Source organism: Brevundimonas naejangsanensis (genome assembly GCF_000635915.2).
Lineage (GTDB): Bacteria > Pseudomonadota > Alphaproteobacteria > Caulobacterales > Caulobacteraceae > Brevundimonas > Brevundimonas sanguinis.
The window spans coordinates 2,293,819-2,310,013 of sequence record NZ_CP015614.1 but is presented as its reverse complement, the minus strand read 5'-3'; the positions used below and the strand labels follow the sequence as shown (position 1 = coordinate 2,310,013).

The following is a 16,195-nucleotide window of genomic DNA, read 5'->3' as shown; positions in this document are numbered from 1 at the left end:
ATCGAATATAGGACGACTTCCATGAAACTCGACGCTTCGATCGCGGCGGTGGTGACGGGCGGGGCTTCGGGCCTTGGCGAAGGCACGGCGCGCGCCCTGGCGGCCAAGGGCGTCAAGGTCGCCCTGTTCGACCTGAACGAGGAGCGCGGCGAGGTCATCGCCCAGGAGATCGGCGGCGTCTTCTGCAAGGTCGACGTGACGTCGGACGACAGCGTCTCCGCCGGCTTCGCCAAGGCGCGCGCCGCCCACGGCCAGGAGCGCCTGACCGTCAACTGCGCCGGGATCGCCACCGGCCAGAAGACCGTCAGCCGCAAGAAGGACACCGGCGAGATCCGCGCCCACGACATGGCCCAGTTCGAGCGCACCGTCTCGATCAACCTGTTCGGCACCTTCCGCGTTCTGTCGCAGTCGGCGGCGGGCATGGTCACGCTGGAGCCGATGGAGGACGGCGAGCGCGGCCTGATCATCAACACCGCCTCGGTCGCGGCTCAGGACGGCCAGATCGGCCAGGCGGCCTATTCGGCGTCAAAGGGCGGCGTCTACGCCATGACCCTGCCGGTCGCGCGCGACCTGATGAACGAGGGCGTGCGGGTCAACACCATCCTGCCGGGCATCATGTGGACGCCGATGATGGCGGGCATGGACCAGAAGGTGCAGGACGCCCTGGCCGCCATGATCCCCTTCCCCAAGCGCCTCGGCACGCCGGCCGACTACGCCGCCCTGGCCCTGCATCTGGCCGAGAACACCTACATCAACGGCGAGTGCATCCGTCTGGACGGGGCGATCCGTCTCGCGCCTCGCTAAGGCGAGGAGCGGCAAGGCCGCTAACGCTCGCCGCGCGGCGGCTCGCTGCTTGAGCGGGCGGGGCGCGTAGCGGCGGCAGGCGGCGGCGCTTTGAAGCGGCCTCCGAGGCGTCCGCGCGGGCGTTTCGGGGGCCGTTTTCGTGTGAAGTTTCAGGGCTATTCGAAAAAAATCGACGGATTGGACGAAAATCGAAAAAGGGGCTTGCGCGATCCGAAGTCGGTCCGCTATACGCCCCTTCCTCGACGGGGAGCAGCACATCGCTCCCAACGGAGTGCGGGCGTAGCTCAGGGGTAGAGCATCACCTTGCCAAGGTGAGGGTCGGGCGTTCGAATCGCCTCGCCCGCTCCAGTCGAAGCGTGGAAAACGGGGTCCGGTCGCAAGATCGGGCCCCGTTTCGCTTTTCCGCCCATTGTGTCTCCGTCCGCATGGCCCCGCGCGCGATCGCGGCCTATATGGAGCCTGGCGGTTGACCCCGCCGGGAGCGGCGCTAGTGTCCGCGCCGCTTCCTTCCCAGCGCATTTCGTATCCAGCGCCAGACCGATCAGAGGACCTCATGGCCGACGCCGCTTCCCAGACCTATGACGTGGTGATCATCGGGGGCGGGCCGGGCGGCTACAACGCCGCCATCCGCGCCGGCCAACTGGGCCTCAAGGCCGCCCTGGTCGAGAAGCGCGCCACGCTGGGCGGCACCTGCCTGAACGTCGGCTGCATGCCCTCCAAGGCCCTGCTGCACGCTTCGGAGCTGTATGAGGCCGCCAACGTCGAGTTCGCCGGCATCGGCATCGAGGTGAAGCCCAAGCTGAACCTTTCCCAGATGCACAAGGCCAAGGACGACAGCGTCGAAGCCCTGACCAAGGGCATCGAATTCCTGATGAAGAAGAACAAGGTCGACGTGGTGAAGGGTTTCGGCCGCATCACGGGTCAGGGCAAGGTCGAGGTCGAAGCCGAGGGCGGCGCCAAGACCACGCTGGAGACCAAGAACATCATCATCGCCACCGGCTCCGAGCCGACCCCCCTGCCGGGCGTCGCCTTCGAGGACGGCAAGGTCATCGACTCGACCGGCGCCCTGTTCCTGCCCAAGGTGCCCAAGCATCTGATCGTCATCGGCGCGGGCGTGATCGGCCTTGAGCTGGGCTCGGTCTGGCGCCGCCTGGGCGCCCAGGTCACGGTCGTGGAGTTCCTCGACAAGGTCGGCGCGGGCATGGACGGCGAAGTCGCCACCGCCTTCCAGCGCGGCCTGACCAAGCAGGGCATGACCTTCCGCATGGGGACCAAGGTCACCGGCGCCCAGACCTCCAAGGACGGCGTTGAACTGACGCTGGAGCCGGCCAAGGGCGGCGCGGCGGAGACGCTGAAGGGCGACGTGGTGCTGGTCGCCATCGGCCGCCGCCCCTACACGCAAGGCCTGGGGCTGGAGACGGTCGGCGTCACGCCGGATCAGCGCGGCTTCATCGCCAACGACCACTTCAAGACCTCGGCGCCGGGCGTCTGGGTCATCGGCGACGTGACGCACGGCCCGATGCTGGCCCACAAGGCCGAGGAAGACGCCGTGGCCGTGATCGAACTGATCGCGGGCAAGCCGGGCCACGTCGACTATGACCTGGTGCCGTCGGTCATCTACACCGGCCCGGAAGTGGCCTGGGTCGGCAAGACCGAAGAGGCGCTGAAGGCCGCGGGCGTCAACTACAAGAAGGGCAAGTTCCCCTTCGCCGCCAACAGCCGCGCTAAGATCAACCACGAGACCGAGGGCTTCGTGAAGGTCCTGGCCGACGCCGCGACCGACAAGGTTCTGGGCGTCCACATCTACGGCCCGCAGGCCGGCGAGCTGATCGGCGAGGCCTGCATGACCATGGCCTTCGGCGGCTCGTCCGAGGACATCGCCCGCACCTGCCACCCCCACCCGACCCGCTCCGAAGCCGTCCGTCAGGCGGCCATGGGCGTCGAAGGCTGGACCATGCAGGCGTAAGCCTCCGGCTTCCGTTTGAAGTCAGAACGGCGCGCTCCGCACGGGGCGCGCCGTTTTGTTTGGAACGGCGTCAGGAAGCGCGATCCTGGCGGTCTGGCGCCCCGCGGTCAGCCGCGCGGGTGCGCCTGCGAGTAGGCGGCCAGCAGGCGGGCGGCGTCGACCTGGGTGTATTTCTGCGTCGTCGACAGGCTGGCGTGGCCCAGCAGTTCCTGGATCGAACGCAGATCGGCCCCCGCCCCCAGCAGGTGGGTGGCGAAGCTGTGCCTCAGCGCGTGGGGCGTCGCGGAGGCGGGCAGGCCGAGCCGCCCGCGCAGCCGCTGCACGGTAGCCTGCACATGACGGGCGCTCAAAGGGCCGCCGCGCCGCGCCCGGAACAGGGCCTGATCGGCGTCGATGACGAAGGGCTGGAGCGCAAGATAGGCGTCGATCGCCTCGCGCACCTGCGGCAAGACGGGGACCATGCGCGTCTTGCCGCCTTTGCCGGTGATGCGAAGGCTGTCCGGCAGGGGGGCGTCCGACCGCGTCAGCGACAGGGCCTCCGAAATCCGCAGGCCGCAACCGTAGAGCAGGGTCAGGACGGCGCGGTCGCGCGCCGCCTCCCACGGCTCCATGTCGGGGTCGGCCTCGGGTTCATGCAGCAGGCCCTTCGCCTGATCCTCGCTGATCGGTCGGGGCAGGGAGGGCTTGACCTTGGGCCCGCGCACCAGGGTCAGTTGCGGCGTCGCCACGCCCAGCCGTCGGTCGAGGAAGGCGTGAAAGCCCCGGATGGCGGCCAGGGTCTGGCTGAGCGAGCGGGCGTTCAGCGGGCGCTCGCCGCTGCGGCGCTCGGCCAGGTGGGCGCGCGCCTCGGCCGCCGTGACCGAGCCGAGCTCGGCCGCGCTCTGCGCCCCGCCGCGATGGCGCTCCAGAAAGGCCAGATACAGCCGCCCGATATGGCCATAGGCCTCGAGCGTGCGCGACGACAGGCGGCGCTCATGCGCCAGATGCTCCAGCCAGGCGGCCAGGGCGTCCTGCGAAGTCATGCAGGGGGCGGTCAGGCTTCCAGCGGCCATCGCTCGGCCATGCGTTCGACGACGCGGGCGACGAAGGCCACCAGTTCGCAGCCCATGGCGGGGGTGAAGCCGTCGTCCTCGGCCGAGCCGAAGGCGCACAGGGCCGGTCGGGGCAGGCTTTCGCCGGGCGCGCTCAGGCTCATCCGCACCAGGGCGACCGAGGCGACTTCGCCCTCAGAAGGGCCGAACAGGCTGAGGCCGGTGAAGTTGGGACCGAGCCAGTGCAGGCCGTCCTCGCCCAGCAGGGCGTCGACGCGGCCCGGCTCCAGCGCCTTCCAGCCGAAGGGGACGGCGCCCGGCTTCTCGATCGCCACGGCGGCGCCGGCCAGGCCGAAGCGGCCCTGCGCGACGGCGTCCAGATGGCGCGCCAGTTCAACGTGGGTGCGCGCCTCCATCAGGTCCAGGGCGGCGACATGGGTCTGGGTCTGGGCGGCGAAGTTGGCGCGGGCGATCTCTTCGATCAGCTTGCGCGCGCCGGCCTCGCGCTGGGCGACGGCCTCCAGCCGCGCCAGGGCGGCGCGGCCGAAATCGACGACGTTGCGGCCGGTGGCGGCCAGGCCCAGTTCTTCCAGCAGGGCCCGGTCGTCCAGCAGGTGTTCGGCGTGATCTTCCAGCCAGGCGCGCACCTGCGGCCAATGAAGGCCCGCGGCCGGGTCGGCAGAGAGGTCCAGGGAAGTGCTCAAGCGGGACCTCTCATCGGGTCAAAAATTACAAAATGGACTGACCGGTCTTGCCCCAGTCCGCCAGGAAGGCATCCAACCCCTTGTCGGTTAACGGGTGCTTGACCAAGGCCTTGAAAACGTCGGCCGGAATGGTCGAGGCGTCGGCGCCGGCCAGGGCGGCGGCGGTCACATGGTCCGCATTGCGCACCGAGGCGGCCAGGATTTCCGTGCTGAAGTCGTGGATGTCGTACAGGGTGCGGATGTCTTCCAGCAGGCCCACGCCGTCGGCGCCGACGTCGTCCAGACGGCCGACGAAGGGCGAGATGAAGGTCGCGCCGGCCTTGGCCGCCAGCATGGCCTGGGTCGCCGAGAAGCACAGGGTGACGTTGGTCTTGATCCCCTTGTCGGCGAAGGCGCGCGTCGCGCGCAGGCCGTCCCAGGTCAGCGGCAGCTTGACCACGACGTTGGGGGCGATGGAGGCCAGCTTGTCGCCCTCCTTGACCATGGTCTCGAAGTCGGTGGCCACGGCCTCGGCCGAGATCGGCCCCTCGACCAGGGCGCAGATTTCGGCGATGACCTCGGCGATGTTGCGACCCGACTTGGCGATCAGGCTAGGATTGGTGGTGACGCCGTCCACCATCCCGGTGGGCAGCAGGTCCTTGATGACGGCGACGTCGGCGGTGTCGAGAAAGAGTTTCATGGGGAAGAGTTCTAACCCTGACCAACGCGAAGGGCGACTCCCCTTTTCCTCCCCATTTTATGGGGAGGGGGACCACGTAGTGGTGGAGGGGCATGCCCGGTTTGAAGCGGCCCCTCCGTCACGGCGCTGCGCGCCGCGCCACCTCCCCACACAGTGGGGAGGAGAAGCCGCGTGAAGGTCGCCTCCGTCCTCATCCCCCTGCCGGTGCCGGAAGCCTTCGACTACGAAGTGCCTGAGGAATTGACGGTCATGCGCGGCGATCAGGTCGCCGTGCCGCTGGGGCCGCGCCTGATCCGCGGCGTGGTGGCCGAGGTGTTCGAGACGACCGGCTCCAATCGCAAGCTGAAGGCGGTCGAGCAGGTGTTGGCCGATCCGCGCCTGCCGGAACGGACGCTGGACTTCGTCGAATGGGCGGCGCGCTGGACCCTCAGCCCGCCCGGCGAGATGGCGGCGACGGCGCTGAAGGGCCTGCGCGCGCCGCGGCCCCGGCCCGAGCGGCGGGTGCGGCGTGTCGAGGGCCGCAGTCCCGCCCGCCCGACGGCGGCGCGCACGGCGGTGCTGGAGGCCCTGGGCCAACGATCCATGCCCGGCCCCGATCTGGCGCGGGCGGCGGGCGTCTCGTCCGGCGTGGTCAAGGGACTGGTCGATGAAGGGGTGCTGGAGCCGTTCGAGGTCGAGGCGGTCGCCGCCTTCGACCCGCCCGATCCCGACCATGCGCCCGCGACCCTGAACCCGGATCAGGCGGCCTCGGCGGCGGCCATTGCGGACGCTGTGGCGGCGGGCGGCTTCGCCCCTTTCCTGCTGGACGGGGTGACGGGCTCGGGCAAGACGGAGGCCTATCTGGAGGCGGCGGCGCGGGCGCTGCGGGCCGATCCGACGGCGCAGGTGCTGATCCTGCTGCCCGAGATCGCCCTGACCCAGGCGGTGATCGAGCGCATCACCGCCCGCTTCGGCGTCGCCCCGGCCGAATGGCATTCCGGCGTCGCCCCGCCGCGCCGGCGACAGGCGTGGGAGGCGGTGGTCTCCGGCCGCTGCAACATCGTCGTCGGCGCGCGCTCGGCCCTGTTCCTGCCCTACGCCAACCTGAAGCTGATCGTGGTGGACGAAGAGCACGACGGCTCGTTCAAACAGGAGGAGGGGCTGGTCTATCACGGCCGCGACCTGGCCGTGGCGCGGGCGCGGATCGAGGGGGCGACGGTCGTTCTCGCCTCGGCCACCCCGTCGCTGGAGACGCTGTGGAACGCCCATCAGGGGCGGTATCGCTGGCTGAAGCTGGCGGCGCGACACGGGGCGGCGGTCCTGCCCGAGATCGGCCTGATCGACCTGCGCGAATGTCCGCCGGACCCGCAGACCTGGCTGTCCGCACCTTTACGCGAAGCCATCGGCGAGACGCTGACGCGCGGCGAGCAGAGCCTGCTGTTCCTCAACCGGCGCGGCTACGCCCCGGTGGTGCTGTGCCGGTCGTGCGGGCATCGGCTGACGGCGCCGGACACGGATTCCTGGCTGGTCGAGCACCGCTACACCGGGCGGCTGGTCTGCCACCTGACCGGCTTCTCCATGCCCAAGCCCAAGGCCTGCCCGTCATGCGGGGCCGAGGACTCGCTGGTTCCCGTGGGGCCGGGCGTCGAGCGGGTCGAGGAAGAGGTGCGCCAGCTGTTCCCCGAGGCGCGCACCGCCGTGTTCAGTTCGGACACCGTGCCGGACGGCAAGTCGGCCCGCGCCCTGATACAGAGCATGGCCGACGGCGAGATCGACATTCTGGTCGCCACCCAGGCTGCGGCGAAAGGCCACAACTTCCCGCGCCTGACGCTCGTGGGCGTGGTGGACGCGGATCTGGGCCTGCGCGGCGGCGACCTCCGCGCCGCCGAGCGGACCTATCAACTGCTGGCCCAGGCCACGGGCCGGGCGGGGCGGGCGGACAAGCCGGGCCGCGCCCTGCTGCAGACCTGGACGCCCGAGCATCCGGTGCTGCAGGCCCTGGCGGCGGGCGACCGCGACGCCTTCGTCGAGGCCGAGATGGCCGAGCGCGAGGCGGCCTCCCTGCCGCCGCACGGCCGTCTGGCGGCGCTGATCCTGTCCAGCGAGAACGCCATGGCGGTCGAGAAGGTCGCCCGCGACCTGGCCGAGGCCATCCCCAACGCCGAGCGGCTGGAGGTCTATGGTCCCGCCGACGCGCCCCTGGCCCTGGTGCGCGGACGGCGACGCAAGCGGCTGTTGGTGCGGGCGGATCGCGACGTGAACCTGCAGGCCTTCCTGCGCGCCTGGCTGGCGCGGGTGAAGGTCCCGGCGTCCGTCAGACTGACCGTGGACGTGGATCCTTATAGTTTCTTGTAGGGCGCTATCGCTCGCCGCCGGCGGCTCGCTGCTTGAAAGCGTCCCTTACATTCGCTCACCCCGGCGGACGCCGGGGCCCAGTGAGAGCCTCAGAAGCGGTCGTTTGCAGCCAAAGGACTGGATCCCGGCGTCCGCCGGGACGAGCGGGAAGAAGGGGCTTATCGCGGCCCGGTCAGCTTGATCTCGAACAGGGTGGGCCAGTTCTTGCCGGTGACGAACAGGCGGCGGTTCTTGGCGTCCCAGGCGATCCCGTTCAGCACGTCGTCGAGCGGGTCCTTGGCCTGATCCCTCGGCAGCAGGCCGGTCAGGTCGATGACCCCGACCACCTGGCCGGACGCCGGGTCGATGCGGACGATGAAGTCGGTCTGCCAGACGTTGGCCCAGACCTCGCCGTCGATCCATTCCAGCTCGTTCAGCCGCCCCAGCGGACGACCGTTCAGGGTGACGGCGACGCGACCCGTCTCGGCCAGGGTGTCGAGGTCGAGAAAGCGCAGGGTCGCCGATCCATCGGACAGGATCAGGCGCGACCCGTCGTGGGTCAGCCCCCAGCCTTCGCCCGCATAGGCGAAGCGGGAGACGGGCTTCAGGTCGTCCGCATTCCAGATGAAGCCGACGCCGTTGATCCAGGACAGGGAGAAGACGCGCCCGTCCTTCTCGGTCAGGCCCTCGCCGAAATACTCGGGGTCGAGCTCATGGCTCTGAAGCACGACGCCGTCCTCGAGCCGCACGCGGCGCACGCTGGACGGGTTGCGGCCGGTGCTTTCGATCAGCACGCCGTTGCGGATGACCAGCCCTTGGGTGAAGGCGGCCGGATCGTGGGGAAAGGCCCGCACCACCTCATAGCCGTAGACCGGAATCGGCGCGGGCGCTGGGCGGGCGGGAGAAGATGCGGGGGCCGGCCCCGGCGCTTGCGCCGCCGCCGGCGCGCAAAGCGCCAGCAGAAGCATCGCCAGGACCGGCCCCACGCCCATGTCTTAGACGCCGCGCTCGGCGGTTTCGGCCTTGTTGAGGGCGGCCCGCGCGGCTTCCTGGGCCTGGGCCTTTCTGATCTGGGCGTTGCGCGACCACATGTTCAGGCCTTCCACCAGAGCCGAGAAGGCCATGGCGGCGTAGATATAGCCCTTGGGCACATGGACGCCGAAGCCGTCGGCGATCAGCACGGCGCCGATCATCAGCAGGAAGCCCAGGGCCAGCATGACCACGGTCGGATTCTTGTCGATGAAATTGGCCAGCGGATCGGCGGCCAGCAGCATGACGGTCACGGCGGCGATGACGGCCACCATCATGATGGGCACGTGTTCGGTCATGCCGACGGCGGTCAGGATCGAATCGACCGAGAAGACCAGGTCCAGCAGGATGATCTGGAAGATGGCCGCGCCGACGTTGTTGAGGACGACGTCCTTCTTGTCCTTCTCCAGCAGATCGTTCGACGGGGTGGTGTCGACCGAGTGGTGGATCTCCTTCGTGGCCTTCCACAGCAGGAACAGGCCGCCGGCGATCAGGATCAGGTCGCGCCAGGAGAAGGCGGTGTCGAAGGTCTCGCCGTGGAAGCCCAGGTCGAACACGGGCTGAGTCAGGCCGACGATCCAGCCGATGGTGGCCAGCAGGCCCAGACGCATGATCAGGGCCAGGCCGATGCCGATGCGGCGCGTGCGTTGGCGGTGCTCGGGCGGGAGCTTGTTGGAGAGGATCGAGATGAAGATCAGGTTGTCGATCCCCAGCACGACCTCCATGACCACCAGAGTCACGAGGGCCGCCCAGGCGGCGGGGTCGCTGAGGAGCGGGGTTATGCTTTCAAGCATCGGGTTTCCAGGATGTGATGGTGAGCATAAGCGGTAACGGGGCTGTGAGGTTGCATCAAGCGGTCGTGCGCGGCGTCGTGGTCGCACCCCCCGGCACATCGGACACTAGGGCGCCGGGCCCGCCCCCCGCCATGACGGCCGCGCGGACCGCCGCGTGGCTCGCCAGGCTCTGGGCCTCGACATAGATGCGGCCTGCCTGGGGGTGGACGGCGCGGATGCGCTGCTCCAGCCGCGCCACCGCAGCCTCGACATCGGCGGCGCTGAGCCGGTCGTCGAAATCCAGGCTGAGGGCGACCAGGATCTCGTTGGGTCCGAAATGCATGGTGCGCAGGTCGTTCAGGCCCTCGACGCCCGGCTCGGAGCGGGCGATGGCGGCGATGCCGGCCCGCGTGGCCGGATCGGCGGCCTCGCCGGTCAGCAGGCTCTGGCTCTCGAAGGCCAGGAAGCCGGCGGTCAGGGCCAGCACGACCCCGATGGCCACGGAGGCGACCCCGTCGATGACGGGCAGGCCGAAGACGTGGCTGGCGACCACCCCGATCAGGGCGATGACCAGGCCGGTCAGGGCGGCGGTGTCCTCGAACAGCACGGTGAAGATGGTGGGGTCCTTGCTCTCTCGCACGGCGGCCAGCAAAGGGCGGCCGCCGCGCTGGCCGTTGAAGGCCCTCAACGCCACCCACCAGGAGCCGCCCTCGAACAGCACCGCCAGCCCCAGCACCAGATAGTTGACCCAGGGGTTCTGGATCGGCTCGGGCGCGCGGATGCGCTCGAGCCCGTGCAGGATCGAGATGACCGCCCCCAGGCCGAAGATCAGGATGGCGACGACGAAGGTGTAGAAATAGAGCTGAAGCCCGTGACCGAAGGGATGGCTTTCGCTGGCCGGCCGCGCGGCGCGGCGCAGGCCGATCAGCAGCAGGACCTGATTGCCGGTGTCCACGGCCGAGTGGATCGCCTCGCTCATCATGGCGGCCGAGCCGGTGAACAGGGCGGCGGCGAATTTCGTGATGGCGATGGCGGCGTTGCCCGCCAGGGCCGCGAAAATCACCTGCTTGGATGTAGAGGCGGCCATGACATCCCGCTTCGGTTCGACCAAAGGAGCGCGGGTGCGGCGTTATCGTTCCGCGCCCCTTGGTTGCGGCTTGCGGCCTTGCATGGTATCAGCCGCGCGGCTTTAGCGAAGGGCGTATCGAAAGATGCGTCCCCAGCGTGCTTTCTCAAAGCATATCAGGCCCTTGACTGGCGCAGGCGACTGCGGCCGGTCTTGCGACAATCGCTTCAGACGCGGACCAATATAAGTGGCGGACGATTTCAGGACGACGGAAGTCGGCGGACGGTATGCACAGGCGCTGTTCGACCTGGCGGATGAGACGGGGGCGCTGGACGCCGTGCGCGCCGATCTGGCTTCGCTGAAGGCGGCCTGGATCGACAGCGCCGACCTGCGCCGTCTGGCGACCTCGCCGCTGATCTCTTCGGATGATCAGGCCAAGGGTCTGGCGGCCATCGCCGACAAGGCGCAGTTCACGGCCACGACGCGCAACTTCCTGGGCCTGCTGGGCCAGAACGGCCGCGCGGCGGACCTGCCGGGCGTGATCGCCGCCTTCGAGGCGCTGTACGCCAAGAAGACGGGCGTGGTGGCCGCCGAGGTGACTTCGGCCGTGGCGCTCAGCGCCGCTCAGACCAAGACGATCCAGAGCGAGCTGCGCGCCGCCCTGGGCCGCGACCCCGAACTGACCGCCCGCGTCGATCCGTCGATCCTGGGCGGCCTGAAGGTCAAGGTGGGCTCGAAGCTGTTCGACGCCTCGCTGAAGACCAAGCTCGACCAGATGACCTTTGCGCTGAAGCGCGCCTAAACCCCGAATTTCAGTTCAAGCCGGGCCAGCGGGCCCGCACCGAAGACGAAAGCCGAAAGAGCCAATCATGGATATCCGCGCCGCCGAAATCTCGGCCATCCTCAAGTCGCAGATCGCCAACTTCGGCGTAGAAGCCGACGTTTCCGACGTCGGCCAGGTGCTGTCGGTCGGCGACGGCATCGCGCGCATCCACGGCCTGGACAACGTCCAGGCGGGTGAAATGGTCGAGTTCACCAAGGCCGGCGTGAAGGGCATGGCCCTGAACCTGGAACGCGACAACGTCGGCGCCGTGATCTTCGGCGCGGACGCCGCCATCGCCGAGGGCGACGACGTGCGCCGCCTGGGCGAAATCGTGGACGTGCCGGTCGGCAAGGGCCTGCTGGGCCGCGTCGTCAACCCGCTGGGCGAACCGATCGACGGCAAGGGCCCGATCCAGTTCACCGAGCGTCGCCGCGTCGACGTGAAGGCCCCCGGCATCATCCCGCGTAAATCGGTTCACGAGCCGATGCAGACGGGCATGAAGGCGATCGATACCCTGATCCCGGTCGGTCGCGGCCAGCGCGAGCTGATCATTGGCGACCGTCAGGTCGGCAAGACCGCCGTCGCCATCGACACCATCCTGAACCAGAAGACGGTCAACAAGTCGGACGACGAGTCGGCCAAGCTGTACTGCATCTACGTCGCCATCGGTCAGAAGCGCTCGACCGTGGCCCAGATCGTCAAGACCCTCGAAGAGTCGGGCGCGCTGGAATACACCATCGTCGTGGCCGCCACGGCGTCGGAACCGGCCCCGCTGCAGTTCCTGGCTCCGTTCGCCGGCACCGCCATGGGCGAGTATTTCCGCGACAACGGCATGCACGGCCTGATCATCTATGACGACCTGTCCAAGCAGGCCGTGGCCTACCGCCAGATGTCGCTGCTGCTGCGCCGTCCGCCGGGCCGTGAAGCCTACCCGGGCGACGTCTTCTACCTGCACAGCCGCCTGCTGGAGCGTTCGGCCAAGCTGAACGAGGACTACGGCTCGGGCTCGCTGACCGCCCTGCCGATCATCGAAACCCAGGCCAACGACGTGTCGGCCTACATCCCAACCAACGTGATTTCGATCACCGACGGCCAGATCTTCCTGGAATCGGACCTGTTCTATCAGGGCATCCGTCCGGCCGTGAACGTCGGCATCTCGGTGTCGCGCGTGGGCTCCTCGGCCCAGATCAAGGCCATGAAGCAGGTCGCCGGGTCGATTAAGGGCGAGCTGGCCCAGTATCGTGAAATGGCCGCCTTCGCGAAGTTCGGCTCGGACCTGGACGTCTCGACCCAGCGCCTGCTGGCCCGCGGCGCCCGCCTGACCGAGCTGCTGAAGCAGCCGCAGTACTCGCCGCTGGCGGTCGAGGAGCAGGTCGTGTCGATCTACGCCGGCACGCGCGGCTATCTGGACGGCATCGCCGTTTCGGACGTCGGCCGCTTCGAGAGCGAACTGCTGGCCCGCGTTCACGCCAACCACGCCTCGCTGCTGGAAGGCATCCGCACCAAGAAGGCCCTGACGCCCGAGCTGGAAGCCGAGCTGAAGGACATCCTGGCGGCCTTCGCCAAAACCTTCGCCTGATCGTTCGGCCCTGTAGTCAAAGGAAGAGCAGAGCCGGATGGCTAGCCTCAAGGAAATGCGCGATCGGATCGGAAGCGTCAAAGCGACGCAGAAGATCACGAAAGCCATGCAGATGGTCGCCGCGGCCAAGCTGAAGCGCGCCCAGGAGCAGGCGGAGAACGCCCGCCCCTATGCGTCGCGGATGGCCTCGGTCATCGCCAACCTGGCGGCGGGCGTCGGCGACGACGGCCCGCGCCTGATGACCGGAACCGGCGCCGACCAGAAGCACCTGGTCGTCGTCGCCACGGCCGACAAGGGTCTGGCGGGCGGGTTCTCGACCAACGTCATCCGCGCCGCGCGCGACCACATCAACAGCCTGATCGCCAACGGCAAGGACGTCGAGATCGTCGCTGTCGGCCGCAAGTCGCGCGACCAGCTGACCCGCCTGTTCGGGGACAAGGTCGTCAAGACTTTCGAGTTGAGCGAGCACAAGACGGTGGGTCTGCATTCGGCCCAGCCGATCGCCGAACTGTTGGCTGAAAAGTTCGAGGCGGACGAGGCCGACAAGGTCACGCTCTTCTACAGCCAGTTCAAGTCGGTGATCTCTCAGGTCCCGTCGTCGCGTCAGCTGGCCCCGGCCGAAGTCGACGCCGACGCCTCGGCCGACGCCGGCGCGCTCTATGAGTACGAGCCGTCGGAAGAGGACATCCTCGAGACCCTGCTGCCGCGCAACCTGACGACGCAGATCCTGGCCGCCCTTCTGGAAAACCAGGCCGGCTTCTTCGGCGCCCAGATGGCTGCGATGGACAACGCCACGCGTAACGCCGGCGACCTCATCAGCGCCTTGACGCTGCAGTACAACCGTTCCCGCCAGGCCCAGATCACCACCGAGCTGATCGAGATCATCGCCGGCGCTGAAGCGCTCTGATCCCGACACAGCCGACATTCGACACGGATAAACCCCGATGACCGACACCACCGCCCCCAAGAAACCCGCCGCCAAGAAGCCGGCCGCCAAGAAGGCCGCTCCGGCCGCCGCTCCCGTCGCTGTCGCGGGCCAGGGCAAGATCGCCCAGGTTATCGGCGCCGTCGTCGACGTTGAGTTCACCGGCCACCTGCCGGGCATTCTGAACGCTCTGGAAACCCAGAACGTCGACCAGAAGACGGGCGAGCCCTTCACCCTGGTCCTGGAAGTCGCCCAGCACCTGGGTGAGAACATGGTTCGCACCATCGCCATGGACACGACCGAAGGTCTGACGCGCGGCCAGGCCGTCGTCGACACCGGCAAGTCGATCATGGCGCCGGTCGGCCCGGGCACGCTCGGCCGCATCATGAACGTCGTCGGTCAGCCGATCGACGAAGCCGGTCCGATCAAGACCACCGAGTTCCGCCCGATCCACCGCGAGGCGCCTTCGTTCGAAGAGCAGTCAACCTCGTCGGAAATCCTGGTCACGGGCATCAAGGTCATCGACCTGATTTGCCCCTACACCAAGGGCGGCAAGACCGGCCTGTTCGGCGGCGCCGGCGTCGGCAAGACCGTGACCATGCAGGAACTGATCAACAACATCGCCAAGGCGTACGGCGGTTATTCGGTTCTGGCCGGCGTGGGCGAACGCACCCGCGAAGGCAACGACCTGTATCACGAGATGATCGAGTCGAACGTGAACGTCGCCGGCGGCGGCGAAGGCTCCAAGTGCGCCCTCGTTTACGGCCAGATGAACGAGCCCCCCGGCGCCCGCGCCCGCGTCGCCCTGACCGGCCTGGCCCAGGCCGAATACTTCCGCGATGAAGAGGGCAAGGACGTCCTGCTGTTCATCGACAACATCTTCCGCTTCACGCAAGCCGGTTCGGAAATGTCGGCTCTGCTGGGCCGCATCCCCTCGGCCGTGGGCTATCAGCCGACGCTGGCCACCGAGATGGGCAACCTGCAGGAGCGCATCACCTCGACCAAGAAGGGCTCGATCACCTCGATCCAGGCCATCTACGTCCCGGCTGACGACCTGACCGACCCGGCGCCCGCCGCCTCGTTCGCCCACTTGGACGCGACGACGGTTCTGAACCGCGACATCGCCGCCCAGGCCATCTTCCCGGCCGTGGACCCGCTGGACTCCACCTCGCGGATCATGGACCCGCTGGTGATCGGCGAGGAGCACTACACCGTCGCCCGCCGCGTTCAGGAAATCCTGCAGCAGTACAAGGCGCTGAAGGACATCATCGCCATCCTGGGCATGGACGAGCTGTCGGAAGACGACAAACTGGTCGTGTCGCGCGCCCGCAAGATCCAGCGCTTCCTGTCGCAGCCCTTCTTCGTGGCCGAACAGTTCACCGGCTCGCCGGGCAAGTTCGTCGAGCTGGCCGACACCATCCGCTCGTTCAAGGCCATCTGCGACGGCGAATACGACCACCTGCCGGAAGCTGCCTTCTACATGGTCGGCGCCATCGAAGAGGCCGTCGAGAAGGCCGCCAAGATGGCTGCGGAAGCCTAAGTCATGGCCGGTAAGCTGAACTTCTCCCTCGTCGCCCCGGAACGCGAAGTCTTCGCCGGTTCGGTCGATCAGGTCGATGCGCCGGGCGTCGAGGGCGACTTCGGCGTCCTGCCGGGCCACGCGCCCTTCATGACCACCCTGCGCGAAGGCCTGGTGACCGTCTATGACGGCGCCCAGCGCCGCCGCTTCGAGGTCAAGGGCGGCTTCGCCGACGTCAACGGCGAAGGCCTGACCATCCTGGCCGAAGAGGCCTCGGAGCTGACCGCGAACTAAGGTTCGCGCGGCTGAAACGATCAAAGGCCCCTCGCTCCGGCGGGGGGCCTTTTGTTTTGGGCGATGGCTTTAGTGCATTGGCGGAAGGGCGCCCAACCGTCGTCATCCTCGGGCTTGACCCGAGGATGACGGAAGGGAAGGGCCGAGGGGTTGGAGGGCGAGCGCCTAGGCGGCCCACTCTCCGAACGCCCGCGCCACCTGCTCATAGACCGGCCGCTTGAACGGCACGATCAGGCCGGGCGCTTCGTCCAGCCGCCCCCAGCGCCAGGCGTCGAACTCGGGCTCGCCGTGCGCGTTCAGGTCGATCTCGTCCTCGGCGCCGGTCAGGCGGAAGGCGAACCACTGCTGGCGCTGCCCCTTCAGCCCCTTCCAGCTCTTCGGGCTCGGCAGGCCTGCGGGGAAGTCATAGGGGATCCAATCCCTCGTGCGGCCCAGCAGGGCGATGGAGCGCACGCCGGTCTCTTCATGCAGTTCGCGCCGCGCGGCGGCCTCCAGGTCCTCGCCGTCGTCGACGCCGCCTTGCGGGAACTGCCAGTTCCACGGCTCGGGCGTGTCGGCGCGGCGGCCGAACCAGACCTGGCCGGCCGGGTTGAACAGGACGACCCCGACGTTGGGGCGATAGAGGGACAGATCGATGCTCATGCCCTTCGCATACGCCGCCGTCTCGGTGCGGGCTAGGCGTCAACGTCC

At 68.5% G+C, this 16,195-nt stretch carries 15 protein-coding genes and 1 tRNA gene; 9 read left to right on the top strand and 7 right to left on the bottom strand.

The features are described from left to right. The first annotated feature begins 21 nt into the window (after nucleotides 1-21). The 3 genes from DA69_RS11110 to lpdA all read left to right on the top strand — a co-directional run bounded on the left by DA69_RS11110 (nucleotide 22) and on the right by lpdA (nucleotide 2,770). A complete protein-coding gene (locus DA69_RS11110) occupies nucleotides 22-804 on the top strand; it encodes an SDR family oxidoreductase (protein ID WP_025976894.1) in 783 nt (260 codons plus the stop codon). A 273-nt stretch (nucleotides 805-1,077) separates the two neighbouring features. Next, nucleotides 1,078-1,152: transfer RNA gene (locus DA69_RS11105), tRNA-Gly, on the top strand. Between the two features lie 205 nt (nucleotides 1,153-1,357). Further along, nucleotides 1,358-2,770 carry a dihydrolipoyl dehydrogenase gene (lpdA, locus tag DA69_RS11100; protein WP_025976893.1) on the top strand — a complete coding sequence of 471 codons (1,413 nt, stop codon included), beginning with the start codon at nucleotides 1,358-1,360 and terminating at the stop codon, nucleotides 2,768-2,770. A gap of 107 nt (nucleotides 2,771-2,877) precedes the next feature. Here lpdA and DA69_RS11095 read toward each other — a convergent pair whose 3' ends face one another. From DA69_RS11095 to fsa, 3 genes are read right to left on the bottom strand one after another with little or no spacing between them, the layout of a single operon-like run. Continuing rightward, nucleotides 2,878-3,792, bottom strand: coding sequence for a tyrosine recombinase XerC (locus tag DA69_RS11095; RefSeq protein WP_029972433.1), 915 nt, complete (start codon nucleotides 3,790-3,792; stop codon nucleotides 2,878-2,880). A gap of 11 nt (nucleotides 3,793-3,803) precedes the next feature. Then, a complete protein-coding gene (locus DA69_RS11090) occupies nucleotides 3,804-4,505 on the bottom strand; it encodes a DUF484 family protein (protein WP_025976891.1) in 702 nt (233 codons plus the stop codon). 25 nt (nucleotides 4,506-4,530) lie between these two features. Beyond that, a complete protein-coding gene (fsa, locus tag DA69_RS11085) occupies nucleotides 4,531-5,184 on the bottom strand; it encodes a fructose-6-phosphate aldolase (RefSeq protein WP_025976890.1) in 654 nt (217 codons plus the stop codon). 171 nt (nucleotides 5,185-5,355) lie between these two features. Here fsa and DA69_RS11080 point away from each other — a divergent pair, with 171 nt between their 5' ends. Beyond that, complete coding sequence (locus tag DA69_RS11080; protein WP_025976889.1) at nucleotides 5,356-7,518, top strand: primosomal protein N'; 2,163 nt, start codon at nucleotides 5,356-5,358, stop codon at nucleotides 7,516-7,518. A gap of 158 nt (nucleotides 7,519-7,676) precedes the next feature. On the opposite strand, the gene DA69_RS11075 is transcribed toward DA69_RS11080, so the two are convergent. Genes DA69_RS11075 through DA69_RS11065 form a run of 3 tightly spaced genes read right to left on the bottom strand, consistent with a single transcriptional unit; the run spans nucleotide 7,677 to nucleotide 10,386 of the window. Further along, entirely contained in the window at nucleotides 7,677-8,489 is an 813-nt protein-coding gene (locus DA69_RS11075) for a glutaminyl-peptide cyclotransferase (protein WP_235599150.1), read from the bottom strand. A 3-nt stretch (nucleotides 8,490-8,492) separates the two neighbouring features. Next, on the bottom strand, nucleotides 8,493-9,320 hold the full coding sequence (locus DA69_RS11070) for a TerC family protein (RefSeq protein WP_025976887.1): 828 nt from the start codon (nucleotides 9,318-9,320) through the stop codon (nucleotides 8,493-8,495). Nucleotides 9,321-9,375: 55 nt separating this feature from the next. After that, complete coding sequence (locus tag DA69_RS11065; protein ID WP_025976886.1) at nucleotides 9,376-10,386, bottom strand: cation diffusion facilitator family transporter; 1,011 nt, start codon at nucleotides 10,384-10,386, stop codon at nucleotides 9,376-9,378. A 226-nt stretch (nucleotides 10,387-10,612) separates the two neighbouring features. On the opposite strand from DA69_RS11065, the gene DA69_RS11060 reads away from it, so the two are divergent. The 5 genes from DA69_RS11060 (at nucleotide 10,613) to DA69_RS11040 (ending at nucleotide 15,505) form a co-directional block, all read left to right on the top strand. Continuing rightward, nucleotides 10,613-11,167 (top strand): F0F1 ATP synthase subunit delta, encoded by a 555-nt coding sequence (locus DA69_RS11060; protein ID WP_025976885.1) that lies wholly within the window; start codon nucleotides 10,613-10,615, stop codon nucleotides 11,165-11,167. Between the two features lie 67 nt (nucleotides 11,168-11,234). After that, complete coding sequence (atpA, locus tag DA69_RS11055; protein WP_025976884.1) at nucleotides 11,235-12,767, top strand: F0F1 ATP synthase subunit alpha; 1,533 nt, start codon at nucleotides 11,235-11,237, stop codon at nucleotides 12,765-12,767. A gap of 37 nt (nucleotides 12,768-12,804) precedes the next feature. Further along, nucleotides 12,805-13,674, top strand: coding sequence for a F0F1 ATP synthase subunit gamma (locus DA69_RS11050; RefSeq protein ID WP_025976883.1), 870 nt, complete (start codon nucleotides 12,805-12,807; stop codon nucleotides 13,672-13,674). 37 nt (nucleotides 13,675-13,711) lie between these two features. Further along, nucleotides 13,712-15,232, top strand: a complete 1,521-nt coding sequence (gene atpD / locus DA69_RS11045) for a F0F1 ATP synthase subunit beta (protein WP_025976882.1) — start codon at nucleotides 13,712-13,714, stop codon at nucleotides 15,230-15,232. Nucleotides 15,233-15,235: 3 nt separating this feature from the next. Next, a complete protein-coding gene (locus DA69_RS11040) occupies nucleotides 15,236-15,505 on the top strand; it encodes an ATP synthase F1 subunit epsilon (protein WP_025976881.1) in 270 nt (89 codons plus the stop codon). A gap of 165 nt (nucleotides 15,506-15,670) precedes the next feature. Here the strand turns inward: DA69_RS11040 and DA69_RS11035 are convergent, their stop codons facing one another. Continuing rightward, a complete protein-coding gene (locus tag DA69_RS11035; protein ID WP_025976880.1) occupies nucleotides 15,671-16,147 on the bottom strand; it encodes an RNA pyrophosphohydrolase in 477 nt (158 codons plus the stop codon). Between the last annotated feature and the right edge of the window lie 48 nt (nucleotides 16,148-16,195).

Bases quoted from the DNA above. Each gene is read 5' to 3' on its own strand.
- atpD (WP_025976882.1), top strand. From the start codon at position 13,712: ATGACCGACACCACCGCCCCCAAGAAACCCGCCGCCAAGAAGCCGGCC.
- DA69_RS11065 (WP_025976886.1), bottom strand. From the start codon at position 10,386: ATGGCCGCCTCTACATCCAAGCAGGTGATTTTCGCGGCCCTGGCGGGC.
- atpA (WP_025976884.1), top strand. From the start codon at position 11,235: ATGGATATCCGCGCCGCCGAAATCTCGGCCATCCTCAAGTCGCAGATC.
- DA69_RS11110 (WP_025976894.1), top strand. From the start codon at position 22: ATGAAACTCGACGCTTCGATCGCGGCGGTGGTGACGGGCGGGGCTTCG.
- DA69_RS11040 (WP_025976881.1), top strand. From the start codon at position 15,236: ATGGCCGGTAAGCTGAACTTCTCCCTCGTCGCCCCGGAACGCGAAGTC.
- DA69_RS11095 (WP_029972433.1), bottom strand. From the start codon at position 3,792: ATGACTTCGCAGGACGCCCTGGCCGCCTGGCTGGAGCATCTGGCGCAT.
- fsa (WP_025976890.1), bottom strand. From the start codon at position 5,184: ATGAAACTCTTTCTCGACACCGCCGACGTCGCCGTCATCAAGGACCTG.
- DA69_RS11050 (WP_025976883.1), top strand. From the start codon at position 12,805: ATGGCTAGCCTCAAGGAAATGCGCGATCGGATCGGAAGCGTCAAAGCG.
- DA69_RS11070 (WP_025976887.1), bottom strand. From the start codon at position 9,320: ATGCTTGAAAGCATAACCCCGCTCCTCAGCGACCCCGCCGCCTGGGCG.
- DA69_RS11035 (WP_025976880.1), bottom strand. From the start codon at position 16,147: ATGAGCATCGATCTGTCCCTCTATCGCCCCAACGTCGGGGTCGTCCTG.
- lpdA (WP_025976893.1), top strand. From the start codon at position 1,358: ATGGCCGACGCCGCTTCCCAGACCTATGACGTGGTGATCATCGGGGGC.
- DA69_RS11075 (WP_235599150.1), bottom strand. From the start codon at position 8,489: ATGGGCGTGGGGCCGGTCCTGGCGATGCTTCTGCTGGCGCTTTGCGCG.